This window comes from Gilliamella sp. LMG 34361 (genome assembly GCF_984569075.1).
This window is the reverse complement of sequence record NZ_OZ474903.1, coordinates 2,184,680-2,200,477: the sequence shown is the minus strand read 5'-3', so window position 1 is coordinate 2,200,477 and position 15,798 is coordinate 2,184,680. Positions and strand designations below refer to the sequence as shown.

The window sequence follows — 15,798 nt, the reverse complement described above, 5'->3', positions numbered from 1 at the left end:
GTAAAAATTATTGGGCGTCGATATCGCCAATAATACCATTAATGCTTTCTTGACGTTGTTTCTCTTTTTGCTCATCAACTTTACCGCCAGACGCATTAAAGTCATTACGTTGGAAGTAAGCATTACGCATGAAATTATAAGGGTCATCACTGTTTTTAAGTAAATCTTCGTACTCAATAGCCATCGCGCGCGCTTCAACACCATCAACAGCACCTCGCACTAACGCCCATTCCCAATCTAACCAAACAAGTGGTGGATACAAGGAATCAACAAGATCACCACCTTCTTGACGAAGAGTAGCAGAACCATAGAAAGGTAACACAACATAAGGACCATAAGGTACGTCATAATGACCTAATGTTTGTCCAAAACCATGTTTAGCACCTTTTTGTAACTGAGGATCTGCCATACCAGCAACATCAAAGATACCACAAACACCAAAAACAGTATTAATAAAGAATCTAGCTAAATGCTTACTTGATTCTCGTCCTTCGCCTTGCAGAGCGCTATTGACCATTGATGCTGGTTCAGAAAGGTTAGATGAGAAATTAACGACTCCTTTCCGTATTGGTGTTGGTACATAATCCTTCCAAACCACAGCAGCAGGGCGCAATATATATGGATCAAGTGCATAGTAGTTAACATTAAACATGGCGTTATTAAAACCCGATAGTGGGTCACTATAGCTATTGGTTTCAGGCTGATAGGTCGCGCAACTTGTCAGTGCTAAAACCGAAAACATCATACCTATTATTCTTTTTTTCATAATGTTATAAATCATAATTATCGAATACTTAAATTGTATCATGTTTGCTCAAAATAGAAAATTTTTCATTATTTAAATGGTAATGTCTTGATAAATTTATTAGAATAAATGGTGTTGATGACCTCATAGTTAAATGGATATAACGAGCCCCTCCTAAGGGCTAGTTGCAGGTTCGATTCCTGCTGGGGTCAGTTTCCATGTTATAATTAATACGATGAGGTTTATCAACATTAATTTTGAAACCTAATTAATTGGGCCTGAATTATCTAAAATAAATTGATAGATTTTATCACCTATATTATCCCATACTTTTTCTGCTCCAGATGTCGATAAGTGATCATTAAATGAATAAAAATACTTATCTTGTTTTTCTTTAGGGGCGTTATAACAAAATTCTTTATCACAAAATACATCATATATTTCTAAATATGAAAAATTAGTGTTGATATTAATTAGATTAATTATTTGATTATGAGTTTCAACTCTAAAATCATCGCTTTTATATTTTATTTTTATAAATTCATTGTTGTTATTGATCAGATAATATAATAGGCCATTACCGTTTTTACGTACTGTATAATCTATTAAAGGATGAGATAGAACAATTAACATTTTATTACCATTAATTTTCTGCTGGTTTAATACTTCATTCCATATTTCATCAAATTCTACTTTTTTTACATTGAATTGATTATCATAAAACCGATTATTCATAGAATGTTCTTTGTAAGATGACCAATTTGATATACGTATAACAGGTAAATTTAATGTTAATTTATTATAGAGTTTATTTGTTGCAGCAATACATGTAGGGCTTTTAGATTTATTTATATTATCAATCATCAAACAATTATATTCACCAATTATAAGAACTGATTTATTTTTATTTTTGAAATATGAATCTATTTGTTCAATATATTGTCCTAAAAAACTATCACCAGTGAATATGGCAATTGGTAATTGATTTTTATCTCCCAATAATTTTATTTCATTATTCCATTTTGAATATTCTGGTATAAAGCCCGCATAGTTAGATTTCTTAACAACATCTTCAGGCATAGCAATTAGTCTCTTGGGAAAACCTTCTGTTCGTATCATTGTAAAATTAGTTATTATTAGTAAAATAAATATTGTTGCAAATGCTTTACCACTTGCTTTTAGGATTGAAATAGATATTTTGCGATATTTGTCTTCAATAAATCTATACATAAATATGGCAAAAAGAATTGTGGTTGCTAATATGATGATTTGTTCTATATAGGTTAGATAATTTTTTTGTGACAAATATTTATAAAATACAATTAGAGGCCAATGAATTAGATAAATTGAATAGGATATAGTGCCAATATACACAACAATTTTTTGACGTAGGATTAAACCGGCAAATTTAGCATCACCGTATAAGATGCACATTACAGAACCCAAAATTACAGGTAATGTAGTTAAACCCGGATGGTAATTTATTTTATTTTTATAAAATATTGCGCACAAACATAATATAGAAAACCCCAATACAAATAGGATTTCTTTGTTAATATTTTTTATCTTCTTTAGGTTGTTTTTTTTGATCGCAAATATTCCTCCAAGACCTAATTCAAATAATCTTGAAAAAGTGAAATAAAAATTAGATGATGGTGTTTTTAAAGATAAATAATTAGCACAAAAAAATGAGATTATTGAAAGAATTATTGTAGCTACTATAACTATTGATTTGCTTTTAAATGCTTTGTTAAGAATATATATAATTAATGGAAAACATATGTAAAACTGCTGTTCAACGCCTAGCGACCAAGTATGCAATAGTGGGTTTTCATTCGATGAAGCATCCCAATATCCTTTAGAACGCATGAAGAAGATATTTGAGATAGAGAATAAAACGTACTTAACTGTTTTTAAGGTTGTTAAATAATAATCTGTAGTATATATGAAGAATCCACCGACAATTACAAAAAAAATAGTGAATAATAAAGCAGGATATAACCTAGCTATTCGACGATGCATAAAATCGGTGAATTTGAACTGCTGAGTATTGATATCTTTATAAATAATTCCAGTAATTAAATAACCAGATATAACAAAAAATATATCAACTCCAATATATCCCCCTCTAAAAATACCTTCAGGATTGAGGTGAAAAATTAATACAAATAAAACAGCTATAGCTCTCAACCCGTCGATTTCTGGATAGTACTTATTTATTTGAACAGACATTTATTAAAATTCTTCATTAATTCAGTTGATTGATGTTACTTACAATATATAAAATCGTATGCGGGTAAAATTTGCATAATATCTTCTATATTGAAACAATATTGTTAAAACTCTATCTAATAATTCTAACATAACGAATTTTAAATAGTTTATTTTTTGAGAGTAAGAGTTGGATTATTCATCATTATTTAAGTTTATTGATTTATATAAAACAGCTGTTTTTTTAATAGTAAATTAAGACCGTATACATATCAGTTGGGTGCTTGTAATGGAACATTAGCACCCGATAATGGTGTGCGCAGGAAACCTGAATTAATGGAAGTCTACTGACTATGTAGATTAAACTGAAAATTGATTTTAGTTTAAGGTCATCAAGGTCAGATAATTTGCAATATCGAAACCAAAGCATTTAAAATTCTTATAAATCGTATTGATATCTAGCAATCACAAATATCTAATGATCAAAGCAACCAAAATAAATCTCATTGATAATCAGAAATATTAGTTTTATTGGCAAGGTTTTTATTAATATTTTATATTATTGAGATAATGTTAACTGCGCCAAGAGACGGGTGGGTTTGATCTCGGCCATTTTAGATGTCTACATGCACACTACGCTAATAAAGATGATGGTGATTTTCTAAATGCCATCGGCTATAGCGCACAAGATTTTGATATCGTGCCAATCTCCGATGACAAAAGCCTTTATCAGCATTTCAACGCGATAAAAATGGAAAAATAGAGGTGCTACTATTAATAATGTTTATCTCGCTGTACAAAGCCCTGATATTTGCCAAATAAGCATTCAGTTTGATCAGTTCCGCGATGAAATAATGTATACCCCAGTTAATAGTGATCAGTGGCAAACATTCACCGATGCCGATTATTCTAGGCTACGTATTGGTTTAGAAGAAGGGTGCTTTAAGCCAATAGGTCGTGAGATGATACGCGACATCGTGTTACTCGTCGCCCAAGAACAACCTTTTGATTTAGCCACCGGATGGTTATCATGTCTAAAATAGGACGGTACGCCACGCATCAAAACGTTTTTATCTAATTATTTCAATGTTGAACAAAACGAGTACATCGAATCGATATCGTTATATTTATATTTATGGACAGTATTATCTGGTCACGTTCTACAACTAGGTATTAATGCCGACATGGTGTCCATCCTGGTCGGCGAACAACCAACTGGAGTGGCCGCACGATCGCCAAGCCCAGATTATTTCTGTGAGATATCCTTTGCCGAAAAAGATGACGATTTGGCGCGAAAGATGCGGGGATGTGGAATGTCTACACTTTTTCATACAACAAAATTAAGGGGTAACTGTTTATTAAATGCCATCGGCGTCAAATAACCTAATGATGAATGCAGCCGATTGTTGTTGTACCAATATGCATAAGCAGAAAAACGTTGTCGTAGTTCATTAGTATTGGTGAATATCTCATTTTTGACAAATTCAGTTTTAATTGTCTTAAATGTCGCTTCAGCAACAGCATTATCGTAAGGACATCCTTTATGGCTCAATGAACGAGTGATACCAAATACCTCAAAACAACTATCGAATAATTGATTATCAAACTCTTTTTTTCGGTCTGAATGAAATAGCGCGATAGAGGATAATGGTGCTTTAATTTGGCTTAATGCTTGCATAACAAGCTCGGTTGTTTTGTGTTGTCCAATCCGGCTATCTTTCGTGCTGAGAGTTCGAGTAATACACACAGATAATTCCATTTTTGCCCCACTTTTATATAAGTCAAATCAGCGACAATAACACTCGCTTTTACACCCACGGTAAAATTTCGCTATAATACATTGACAATCGCAACTGAATTAACATCTTTAGAATGGTTTTTATAACGTTTAACGGTATATTTTGATTTCAATGATAATGCTTTCATGACTTTAGCCACATAACAACGCGATACGATTATACCTTGATTTGACAACGCTTTTCGTATCCTTCGCGTACCATAAGATTGATAGCTAAGATTAAAAATAGATTGAATTTCTTGTGCATATTTTAAAACTTTTTTCTCAAGGCGCGTTTTGCACTGATAATAAAAGTAATGCCTTGATATACCTAAACATCGACACAACCTGAATGGCGATGTCGATTTGATTGTATCACTGCGATTTTCGTCCCATTATCAGTGCGGCTTGCTTTAGGATATCGTTTTCCATCAATAACCGTTTATTCTCTTTGCGCAGGGCGAGTAACTCATTATCTTCAGTACTTCGATTATCTTTAGTTTTGAATGAACCCGTTGTGGAGTATTGTGTTATCCATCTATCTAATGCTGATGGCGTTAACTCATACTGTAAAACAAATTCACTGCGGGTTTTTACCTTGTTGATATAGCTTTACCAGTTTAAAATCATCTGTATAGGTTTGTCTTTCTCGTCGTTTTATTTTTATCGTATTTTCCTTTTTTTTGGGTAGTTTATCTTATCCCTTAAAAAAGTTGTACGAATTAGTGTAGCCTATCCATAGTTTATAATTTAATTATAAGGCTCTTCCCTCGTGCGTATGCGCGCGTTTAGCGTGGTATTTACTTTGATTTGGAAGCTTTGAAAAAGCTGATGACTTCTACTACAAGCCTTGCTTCTGACATATTTAAATCTATAGCACTTTGTTTAATCATTGCTATATCATCTATATTTAATTTAAATGATTTATTTTTTATACCACGTTTTTCGTTACTACGCTCATTAATTTCAGTTCTAGTTAACGCCATATTATTCACTTTGATCTTTAGCAACAATGCTGTTATCATTAAGGGTGTCTGGGGGGATTGCATCGCCGCCTTTGATTAGTTCTAATAAGCGGAAAAACTCAACATTATTAGAGCTAAGAGAATCAAGATCCTAATCATCTTGTTTCTCCCTTAAGTCCTCATCGAAAGCTGAGGGTTGGTCCTATCAATCTCCTGTTGATGCTTAGCATTGCATGGTACCCTTTAAAATTGTCAACTTGATAAAAATCAAATGATCATATTTTGATCGCGTTATGCGGTTTTTTCACGATATTTATATTTAATCATTTTATTAATACATTGATCTATAAATAATTATCCCTTAATTTAAATTCCTCACGCAGTCAAATTGAATAGAATAGTTAATACTCATCTTAAATTTATGCGCTAATTAATTATCACATTAAATCATTTTAATTCATTAACCTATTGATAATTAATTCACTTTTTTATTTTTATCCTATAAAATTGCCTAAATTGCAATAGTTGTCTTTCTGCCTGATTAATTTTTCAAAAAAATGATTTATTTAACTCAAAGCTTGTTATTTGTTTTTTTTAAGAATCTTTAGCTGCATTATAAATCTCTTGAATATAATTTGAAGCTGATTTCAATGCATGAATTATATCCTTATAATTTTTCTCTTTAGAATTCAAAAGTAATTTTAAATAATTTACAAATCCTTTAGCTCAATGAATAGTATTAGTAATTTTATTTTCCATTCCATGACTAATCAAACCTTACTGGCACTACCTTTTAATTTAAAATCAGTTATATCAGTTAAGCCATATAGTTTATTCGTGATTTTTTTACCTCGTTAATCCATTATTGTCCATGTTTAATTAATTTTTATTACATCTATATAGATGATTTTAATTAATGAAAAAGCGATTTTTTCATTAAGATAGGATATTGTAAAAATAGTTTCAATTATAAAGGGAAGAAAATCGTATTACACCAATCAAATTTCTGAAATTTTAAAAAAACTTTTCAAACTTCAAAAAATCGAGAAATGGGGATTTTGAGTTATTATCACTAAAAAATAATCCTAAGTAGAAAATTCATTTAAATTATCTATTAGAGTAAAAGTTGAAATCTATATAATTTGTAACTATTGTACGTTAAAATACCCGCCATTATTTTTTATCGCATACTAAGGAAACAACTTAATGACAACTGAATTGACAACGCTTGATAAGATTAAACGGCAAATTGCCGAAAATCCGATTCTATTGTATATGAAAGGGTCACCAAAATTGCCAAGTTGTGGTTTTTCTGCTCAAGCGGTGCAGGTGTTATCGCAATGTGGTGTGCCGTTTGCGTATGTTGATATTTTACAAAATCCAGATATTCGAACTGAATTGCCAAAATTTGCTAATTGGCCAACTTTTCCACAACTTTGGGTTGAAGGGGAGTTGATTGGTGGTTGTGATATTATGCTAGAGATGTTCCAAACTGGTGAATTACAAACGTTAATCAAAGAGACAGCTGAAAAGCATAAATCATAATTAATCATGTAAAATAGAGAGCATTAAAACTCTCTTTTTTATTTCTTGATGTAGAATTTTACTATTTTTCATTTTCCGACTTACCAACCGCTAATGGCCAACCTCCTAACCGTTTATAACGATTCACGATTTCACAAAACAGAATTGCGGTTTTTTCGGTGTCATATAAAGCGCTATGAGCTTGTTTGTGATCGAAGGGAATTTGCGCTGCTTCACAGGCTTTGGCAAGAACGGTTTGACCAAATACTAATCCACAAAGTGAGGCGGTATCAAAAGTGGCAAAAGGGTGAAAAGGGTTACGTTTAATCCCTGCTCGCTCTGATGCTGCCATTAAAAAACGGTGATCAAAATGGGCATTATGCGCAACAATCACCGCGCGGTTACATTCATTTTCTTTAATACCAGTTCTTACCACTTTAAATATTGTTTCTAATGCAACTTTTTCATCAACGGCGTCACGTAATGGGTTATTAGGATCGATGCCGTTAAAGGCTAAAGCGGTTGGTTCTAAAATGGCGTCTTCAAAAGGATTGACGTTAAATTGTAAGGTTTGATCCGGTGATAAAAAACCATCTTCATCCATTTTTAAAGTGATGGCGGCAATTTCTAAAATTGCATTTTGGTGGGGATCGAAGCCCGAAGTTTCAATATCAATTACGACTGGATAAAATCCACGAAAACGTTCACATAATTTAGCGTTTAGCACAATAGTTGTCTTATTTTTACGATAATTGCTGATATTATGCCAGTTTTTAGCTATTTCGACTAGAATCAATTTAAATCATTGAACATAGGCTAAATTCGTTATCAATAGATTATTAACGGTTAATTTAACTCATTTTTTGTCGTGATTAATTAATCTCTCTAATCCATTGACTATTAAGTTTTTTAGCACGTATAGGTAAATGCCTTAAGCGGTGGTCGATAATTTGTAAAACTTGATTTGCCTTATTAATCTCATTCCAATTAATCAGTGTTTGCAAATAGTAAGATATAACTTCAAAGCTTGGGTAGTAATCAACAAGTGCTTCAAACTTCTCTTTAGCTTGCTCGATTTGATTGAGTGAAACCAGAATTTTAGTGTAAAGTAGGTGAACTTCATCCGAATAGTAGTTAGGGTTGGTTTCGCGAAGGTAGTCGAGTGTCTCTTAGACTTTGTTAAATTGTTTATCTTCATATAAAGCGTTAGCATACTGCAATAAGATGTCTGGTGCAGTTTTATAAATGCCTGTTGTTTTTTATCGTATGAATCGCAAAAAATACCGCAAAAAGCGTACTTAAACCAATTCCAAAAATAGGCACAATAATTCTCTTTTTAATCAATATTATTGGTTAAAAATACGACAATTCATCATTTAATTAGGTTAAAATAAATCATAAATTATAAATAAGTTAATTTTCGATGTTAGGTTAACCATTATATAGTTTCATCACAATATATTATTCACATCGTAGAATAGTAGTTGAAGTTATACCTCAATGAGGTACAATGGTTGGACTATTTAGACGCTTTTATTTACCAAATATGGTAGATGATACTCTTAATATAGAAGAAATTTAACTATGGCAAAAAATAGAAAACTCCATGAAGAGGTTTTTTGCATTGATGAAAAACTCGACAAACGTCTAAGTGTTTCAGTCGATAAGGTGTTGGCTGGGCAAAATGGTAAAAACACTAGAGTGAAATTAACCCCCGCTGCCGAAGCTAGACAAAAAACCGGTTTGAGCCAATCGCAGTTTGCCAACTTACTTGGCATATCTAAAAAAACGCTGCAAGGTTGGGAACAGGGAAGGCGTGAACCACAGGGACCAGCAAAAGTGTTGATTAAAATCGCAGATACTCATCCTGAAGTACTTTGGGAAATCAATAAAAATGATACTCAACTCGCATAGAGGTTATTATGCATCAATTAGAACTGCAACAAATCATTAATAATGAACTTCAAGTGACACGATATCGTGACTATGCACCAAATGGTTTGCAAGTTCAAGGGCGACCAGAGATTAAGAAAATTGTGACAGGGGTTACAGCTTGTCAATTATTGTTAGATAAAGCTGTTGAGCTTAATGCCGATGCTGTGTTGGTTCATCATGGCTATTTTTGGAAGAATGAACCTGAAACGATCACGGGTATCAAATATCACCGGATGAAGACTTTACTTAGTCATGATATTAATTTATATAGCTACCATCTTCCGTTAGATGGTCATCCAGTTTTGGGTAATAATATTTTACTTGGTCAAATGTTTGATATTACAGTTGATACGCGTTGTGATATTACCGATTTACTTTTTAAAGGAACGTTCGAAAGTCCAATAACCGCGCTTGAATTTAAGCAACAACTTGAACAAAAGCTACATAATGGTCGCAGTTCAGTTTTATTTTGTGGTAATAATGCACCAGCGGTAATTAATCGGGTGGCATGGTGTAGTGGCGGTGGGCAGGATTTTATTGAATCGGCTGCTCAGCAAGGGGTTGATGCGTTTTTTACAGGTGAAGTATCGGAAAGGACAATTCATATTGCACGAGAATATGGCATTAATTTTTATGCTGCAGGTCATCATGCAACGGAACGTTATGGTATTAAAAAGTTGGGTGAATGGTTAGCCAGACACAATGACTTAGAAATTATTTTTGTCGATATTGATAATCCTGCATAACAAAAGTTGAATTTAAATAAGAAATATCGCATACTTATTCGCAGCTTTTTTTAATCTTTAAGTTGTTATCATAACCAATAATATGAGAGGTCGCTTTATGTTTACAGGAAGTCTGGTCGCACTTGTTACTCCAATGGATTCGAAAGGAAATGTGGACCATGTAAGCTTAAAAAAATTGGTCGAATATCATATTGCAAATGACACGTCTGCCATTGTATCAGTAGGAACAACCGGCGAATCAGCAACGCTTGATCATAATGAGCACATTGATGTTATCAAACGTACTATTGATTATGCAGATGGACGAATTGATATTATTGCCGGCACAGGTTCAAACGCTACTAAAGAAGCGATCGAATTAACTCGTCAAGTCGAAGATATTGGTGTAGTTGGTTGCTTAACTGTCGCACCATACTACAATAAACCAACTCAAGAAGGTTTATACCAACACTTTAAAGCTATTGCAGAAAGTTCGCCATTACCTCAAATTCTTTATAATGTCCCAGGTCGAACATGTAGTGATATTAAACCTGAAACGGTCGGTCGATTAGCTAAAATTAAAAATATTGTTGCGTTAAAAGATGCAACCGGTGACCTATCTCGCGTTTATAAAACACGTAAATTAGTTGGGGACGACTTTAAGTTATTAAGTGGCGATGATGCAACTTTTTTAGATTTTATTATTTTAGGTGGTGATGGCGTTATTTCGGTTACGGCTAACGTGGCAGCAAAACAAGTAGCAACCGTTTGTGAATTGGCATTTAATAACCAAATCCAACAGGCGCGCCTGTTAAACGATACTCTAATGGGGCTCCATACTCATTTATTTATTGAACCAAACCCAACGCCAGCTAAATGGGCGTGTGCTCGTTTAGGCTTAATTGCGAACGGTGCTATCCGTTTACCATTAGTCCAATTGGGTGAAGCTTCTATTCCCGTAGTTGAACAAGCATTGAAAAATGCTAAATTAATTTAAATTGACTATAACCTCACTCTAAAAGCAGAAATCTATGTTGAATAAAATAGAATTGAAAAGCAATGCTTTAAAGAAAATAGCTGTTTTATCGGTTATTACTTCTATGTTTCTTGTTGGATGTAGTAATGATCAGCGTTATAAACGAGAAATTGACGGCAATGAAGATTATCTCAGTTCTCCAGCTTTAAAATCGTTAATTATTCCTGAAGGTGTTTCTGTGCCAGTCGAATCTAGTGATTTTTATGTAGACAACAACAATGTTGAAGGTGCTGTTGGTAAACAACTTGACGTCCGTCCACCAACATTAACTATTTCAACTATCCCAGATTCTTTTGTGTTTTATGAACATGGTACTGTTACTTTTAATGTGCCTATTAGTTATGGTATTTGGAATAATATTCCAAATACCTTAAACAAACAGAATATTCTGGTCAGTTCAAGCGATAGTAAAACCATTAAAACCAATGATGCGATTATTATTCGTCAAGATGAACAGCAACCTGTTGACGCATCTTTTGTATTTACCCGCCAAATTTTAGGCGAAACAGAAACCATCACCATAGTATTAAATTCATTAACGCGTGGTGGTGAAGATCTTATGTCACAACCGATCGAAGTTCAGCGTTATGTGGTTGGGTTATTCAATCAATTAATGGATGATGTCGCCCCTGAATCACTTCGAACTGTACCTGTTAAAGAAAAAAAAGATAGTGAAGAATCAGATCAAAATAAGGATCTGAAAGAAGATCTTAAAGATAGCATCAGAAATGATCGCTAATTTATCGATCTGATAGTCTTTTATCTGAAAGCGTTAAAATAGCGCGAGTCTATTTTAACCCAATATTGGAGTAACTTACCTTCGCTAGGTTCTTAATAAACATAAATAGCAACGGGGTATTTGATTTGAAATAGAGGGGCAAATAGCTCCTTAATTATTTATTGGCAATTTGATATAAGGTTATAAACATGAAAAAGTTGGCTGAGCTTTATCGTGGTAAAGCAAAAACTGTCTACACCACTGACAACCCTGATCTACTAATTCTTGAATTTCGTAATGATACGTCGGCATTTGATGGACTGCGCATTGAACAGTTAGATCGTAAGGGGATGGTGAATAATAAATTTAACTATTTTATTATGACTAAGTTGCGTGAAGCAGGTATTCCAACTCAGGTTGAAGCCCTATTATCAGATAATGAAGTATTAGTTAAAAAACTTGATATGGTGCCAGTTGAATGTGTGGTACGTAATCGTGCTGCTGGTTCATTAGTTAAACGTTTAGGTGTTGAAGAAGGTAAAATCCTTAATCCACCAACATTTGAACTCTTTTTAAAAAATGATGCGCTACATGATCCGATGGTTAATGAATCGCACTGTAAGGCCTTTGGTTGGGCAACTGACGAACAATTAGCAACCATGAAAGAACTTAGCTTTAAAATAAACACTGTTTTAACCGAGTTATTCGGTAAAGCAGGCTTAATTCTCGTTGATTATAAATTAGAATTTGGTTTATTTAAGGGCGAAATCACCTTAGGTGATGAGTTTTCCCCAGATGGTTGTCGTTTGTGGGAAAAAGAGACTTTGAAAAAAATGGATAAAGATCGTTTTCGACAGGGATTAGGCGGAGTGATCGAGGCCTACGAAGAGGTAGCCAAACGCATCGGAGTTCCGCTTTAATGTTTGTCCAATTTGATATCTCATTCTTTCTTTTATTAGGCTTAGCGGCACTGTGTTATATTACGCATAATAACACAGTAGCCTTTGCAGTATTGCTTCTGTTATTATTTAAATTAACACCATTAGCAACTTATTTTCCGTTTCTGAAGCAATATGGCTTAATCATAGGTATTGTTATTTTAACAGCAGCTATGATGGTGCCGTTGGCTGATGGTTCATTAAAAATCACCGATATTTTAAAATCATTTACTACTTGGCAATCATTACTAGCTGTTTTAGTTGGGATTTTAGTTTCCTGGCTTGGAACGCGCGGCATATCACTAATTGCGGCTCAGCCAACCATCATAAATGGTTTAATAATTGGCACGTTAATTGGTGTGGCTTTTTTCAAAGGGATACCGGTCGGTCCATTAATTGCAGCGGGGATTTTGTCATTATTGATTGGAAAAAGTTAATTAATGACTAATAACACCAGAAGACTGTGGGTGTTAAAAGGTTCGCCAACCCAATTATTTACTCAAGTCAGTTCTATCATTCAACAGCAGCCGGGCGATTGGCTTACTGTGACTGCACAAACCAATTTGCCAATAATAATTAAAAACCATATTCAACCTAATCGAAGCAAATCATTACTCGGGCAAGAGTTCAAACATGCTATTTTTGATGCTACCGAAGGTTTTAATCTAGATGCGTTTGCAATGTTAGCTGGCACCTTAGTGAAAGGCAGTGTGCTTATATTATTTTTGCCGAGCGATTTTGCGAATTGGGTAGACCAAGATAGTTTACGTTGGAATGAATCTGTTATACCGATTAATGTACCTAATTTTGTTCATCATTTACAACAAACCTTATTAAAATATATCACAAAACAGCCACTAACGTTCATGCCATTGCAAAATAAGCAACACGATTTAACTCAACAACAGTATGTTCTGGACCAATTATTACAAAGCAATAATCGCTTAAATATCGTAATTGCAAAACGCGGACGCGGTAAATCAGCATTAGCTGGACAGTTTACTCATCATCATAATTGCTGGGTTACTGCGCCCAGTAAAAGTGCATTAACGACATTTTTTCAGTTTGCTAAACAAGAAACACCATTTTATGCACCCGATCAACTTATTGAAATGGTGGAATATCCATCTTTTGAATGGCTCATTATTGATGAAGCGGCGATGATACCTGTACCTATGCTTGAGCAACTTTTACAACTGGCACCAAAAGTCTTATTAACTACTACAGTGGAAGGTTACGAAGGAACAGGGCAGGGTTTTTTATTGAAATTATTAGACAATCAAACCACACAGCGATTTTATCTTAATTCGCCTATACGTTGGCAAGATAACGACCAGCTAGAGCAATTTTGCGATAAATTACTGCTTAATGGTGTAATGACGATAAAATCGCAAATTAATGAGCAAACTATTGCCTATTCGCTTGCCGAAAGGGCCGATATCGAGACACTTAAGTCGATCTACTATTTATTAAAAAAAGCCCACTACCAAACAACTTTAGTTGATTTAAGACGACTTTTTGATGCACAAAATCTAATGGTTTGGCAGGCAAAAAAAGGTGATCAACTGATTGCAGCTGCTATTACAATTGATGAAGGTAACTTATCAGATGAACTAATTGATGCAGTTTGGAAAGGCACACGTCGACCAAAAGGTAATCTTGTTGCACAATCATTGGTTGCGCATGCTGGCGAAAAATTGGCGGCTAAACTCAAATCAGTCAGAATTAACCGCATCGCAGTTATCGAACCTTATCGACGTCAACAAATTGCCAAACAGTTGATAGAACAGATCTATCAACAAGCAATGAAAAATAATAACGATTTTGTCTCGGTCAGTTTTGCTTATAGTGAGCCCAATTACCAGTTTTGGCAAGCTTGTGGCTTTACTTTAGTGCATATTGCCAGCCATAAACAAGCCAATTCCGGTAGTTACTCAATGATGGCAATTAAACCTATTACTCAGCAAGGTCACGAAATTTGCCAACGCTTAACGCAAAATTTAAAGCGAAATGGTTACTGGCTAAACGTAATTATCGATTTACCGTTTAGTCAGCTAATCACTGTTGATGATCAGCAAACATTAACACCTCAAGATTATCAAGAACTGCAAGGTTTCTGTTATTACCATCGGCCGTTTGAAGCATCCTATCCAGCACTGTGTCGTCTTGAAAAGGTTAGTAAAATGTCATTATTAACCGAATTATTACAAAATAACCGATCAGGATTAACAAACCAATTAACCAGCCGAAATGAGATGATTAAGGCCATTAAACAAAAAGTAAAAATATGGTTTGAAAATCAGCACAAATAAATAGTGATTAGTTTACGATCAAAAAGTGGAAATCAAGTTGCCGTCCGATTTAATTTGCGTTTAAAATGATGACAATATTAAGTAAAAGGAACCCATTGTGACGTCACCTAAGTTAGAAAATCAATCACAACATCAATATATCCATAAGCGATCAAAATCAGGTATTGATTACTTTATTCAAGGTTGGTCATTAGCGTTTAGCCCAGGTTTAAAACGCTTTGTATTTCTACCATTGCTTGCCAATATTATTATTATGTCGTCGTTATTCTATTGGTTTTTTGTTTCGATTACTGGCATGGTGGATTGGGGATTATCATTTATTCCGAGTTGGTTGCATTGGTTGGGTTACATTATTAGTGCTATTGTGATTGTAACTTTAGCGATCTTATTTTGTTACTTCTTTAGCACCATCACTAACATAATAGCTGCGCCATTTAACGGCTTGCTAGCCGAACAGGTAGAAGCGCAACTCACAGGCGTGAATGCACCCAATACATCTTGGATGAACTTATTAAAAGACTTACCACGCATCTTAAAGCGTGAATTACAAAAATTTGGTTATTATTTATTATGGGCGATTCCGATTTTGCTAACTTATCTAATTCCGGTCATCGGGCAATCGATTACTCCGATAGTGTGGTTGTTATTTACTGCTTGGCAAATCAACATCCAATATGCAGATTATGCATTTGATAACCATAAAGTCTCTTTCGAACGTATGCGCCAATTATTAAAACAAGATCGTGCTGATAACCTCATATTTGGCATGTTAATTAGTTTTTTTACTATGGTGCCGTTGTTGAATTTAATTGTTATGCCAATTGCGGTTTGTGGCTCGACAGCGATGTGGGTTGATCGTTATCGTCACCAAGCTATTTTTGGCCAGTAAAAGTAATGATTTTTGATAATTGA

Annotated in this window: 16 protein-coding genes and 1 tRNA gene; 11 read left to right on the top strand and 6 right to left on the bottom strand. The window is 34.0% G+C overall.

The genetic code is table 11. From position 1 onward, the window contains the following. Positions 1-7: 7 nt before the first annotated feature. On the bottom strand, positions 8-766 hold the full coding sequence (locus tag AC5LXI_RS10415; RefSeq protein ID WP_493442256.1) for an MlaA family lipoprotein: 759 nt from the start codon (positions 764-766) through the stop codon (positions 8-10). Positions 767-885: 119 nt separating this feature from the next. On the opposite strand from AC5LXI_RS10415, the gene AC5LXI_RS10410 reads away from it, so the two are divergent. Then, positions 886-957 (top strand) — tRNA-Arg (locus AC5LXI_RS10410). 52 nt (positions 958-1,009) lie between these two features. Here AC5LXI_RS10410 and AC5LXI_RS10405 read toward each other — a convergent pair. Further along, a complete protein-coding gene (locus tag AC5LXI_RS10405; RefSeq protein WP_493442255.1) occupies positions 1,010-2,977 on the bottom strand; it encodes an acyltransferase family protein in 1,968 nt (655 codons plus the stop codon). An 833-nt stretch (positions 2,978-3,810) separates the two neighbouring features. Between AC5LXI_RS10405 and AC5LXI_RS10400 the strand changes: the two genes are divergently transcribed. Beyond that, positions 3,811-3,999 carry a hypothetical protein gene (locus AC5LXI_RS10400; RefSeq protein ID WP_493442254.1) on the top strand — a complete coding sequence of 63 codons (189 nt, stop codon included), beginning with the start codon at positions 3,811-3,813 and terminating at the stop codon, positions 3,997-3,999. 284 nt (positions 4,000-4,283) lie between these two features. On the opposite strand, the gene AC5LXI_RS10395 is transcribed toward AC5LXI_RS10400, so the two are convergent. From AC5LXI_RS10395 to AC5LXI_RS10385, 3 genes are all read right to left on the bottom strand, one after another. Beyond that, complete coding sequence (locus tag AC5LXI_RS10395; RefSeq protein ID WP_493442253.1) at positions 4,284-4,715, bottom strand: transposase; 432 nt, start codon at positions 4,713-4,715, stop codon at positions 4,284-4,286. A gap of 71 nt (positions 4,716-4,786) precedes the next feature. Continuing rightward, entirely contained in the window at positions 4,787-5,080 is a 294-nt protein-coding gene (locus AC5LXI_RS10390; RefSeq protein WP_493442252.1) for an IS3 family transposase, read from the bottom strand. A 453-nt stretch (positions 5,081-5,533) separates the two neighbouring features. After that, positions 5,534-5,719 (bottom strand): ribbon-helix-helix protein, CopG family, encoded by a 186-nt coding sequence (locus AC5LXI_RS10385; protein WP_493442251.1) that lies wholly within the window; start codon positions 5,717-5,719, stop codon positions 5,534-5,536. A 1,197-nt stretch (positions 5,720-6,916) separates the two neighbouring features. Between AC5LXI_RS10385 and AC5LXI_RS10380 the strand changes: the two genes are divergently transcribed. Then, a complete protein-coding gene (locus AC5LXI_RS10380) occupies positions 6,917-7,243 on the top strand; it encodes a Grx4 family monothiol glutaredoxin (protein ID WP_493444292.1) in 327 nt (108 codons plus the stop codon). A gap of 61 nt (positions 7,244-7,304) precedes the next feature. Here AC5LXI_RS10380 and rnt read toward each other — a convergent pair whose 3' ends face one another. Beyond that, positions 7,305-7,982, bottom strand: coding sequence for a ribonuclease T (gene rnt / locus AC5LXI_RS10375; RefSeq protein WP_493444291.1), 678 nt, complete (start codon positions 7,980-7,982; stop codon positions 7,305-7,307). An 824-nt stretch (positions 7,983-8,806) separates the two neighbouring features. Between rnt and AC5LXI_RS10370 the strand changes: the two genes are divergently transcribed. The 8 genes from AC5LXI_RS10370 (at position 8,807) to cysZ (ending at position 15,775) form a co-directional block, all read left to right on the top strand. After that, the gene (locus tag AC5LXI_RS10370; RefSeq protein WP_493442250.1) at positions 8,807-9,136 is read left to right on the top strand and encodes a helix-turn-helix domain-containing protein; all 330 of its coding nucleotides are present in this window, start codon (positions 8,807-8,809) and stop codon (positions 9,134-9,136) included. 8 nt (positions 9,137-9,144) lie between these two features. After that, complete coding sequence (locus AC5LXI_RS10365; protein ID WP_493442249.1) at positions 9,145-9,903, top strand: Nif3-like dinuclear metal center hexameric protein; 759 nt, start codon at positions 9,145-9,147, stop codon at positions 9,901-9,903. Positions 9,904-10,000: 97 nt separating this feature from the next. Continuing rightward, on the top strand, positions 10,001-10,879 hold the full coding sequence (gene dapA / locus AC5LXI_RS10360) for a 4-hydroxy-tetrahydrodipicolinate synthase (protein WP_493442248.1): 879 nt from the start codon (positions 10,001-10,003) through the stop codon (positions 10,877-10,879). A gap of 34 nt (positions 10,880-10,913) precedes the next feature. Continuing rightward, on the top strand, positions 10,914-11,657 hold the full coding sequence (locus AC5LXI_RS10355) for a hypothetical protein (RefSeq protein ID WP_493442247.1): 744 nt from the start codon (positions 10,914-10,916) through the stop codon (positions 11,655-11,657). 188 nt (positions 11,658-11,845) lie between these two features. Then, entirely contained in the window at positions 11,846-12,556 is a 711-nt protein-coding gene (gene purC / locus AC5LXI_RS10350) for a phosphoribosylaminoimidazolesuccinocarboxamide synthase (protein ID WP_493442246.1), read from the top strand. After that, the gene (locus AC5LXI_RS10345) at positions 12,556-13,011 is read left to right on the top strand and encodes a DUF441 domain-containing protein (RefSeq protein ID WP_493442245.1); all 456 of its coding nucleotides are present in this window, start codon (positions 12,556-12,558) and stop codon (positions 13,009-13,011) included. The genes purC and AC5LXI_RS10345 overlap by 1 nt, the downstream gene beginning before the upstream one ends. A 3-nt stretch (positions 13,012-13,014) precedes the next feature. Further along, positions 13,015-14,886: a tRNA(Met) cytidine acetyltransferase TmcA gene (locus AC5LXI_RS10340; RefSeq protein WP_493442244.1), complete on the top strand. Its 1,872-nt coding sequence runs from the start codon at positions 13,015-13,017 to the stop codon at positions 14,884-14,886. A 97-nt stretch (positions 14,887-14,983) separates the two neighbouring features. Next, entirely contained in the window at positions 14,984-15,775 is a 792-nt protein-coding gene (gene cysZ, locus AC5LXI_RS10335) for a sulfate transporter CysZ (RefSeq protein ID WP_493442243.1), read from the top strand. The last annotated feature ends 23 nt before the right edge of the window (positions 15,776-15,798 follow it).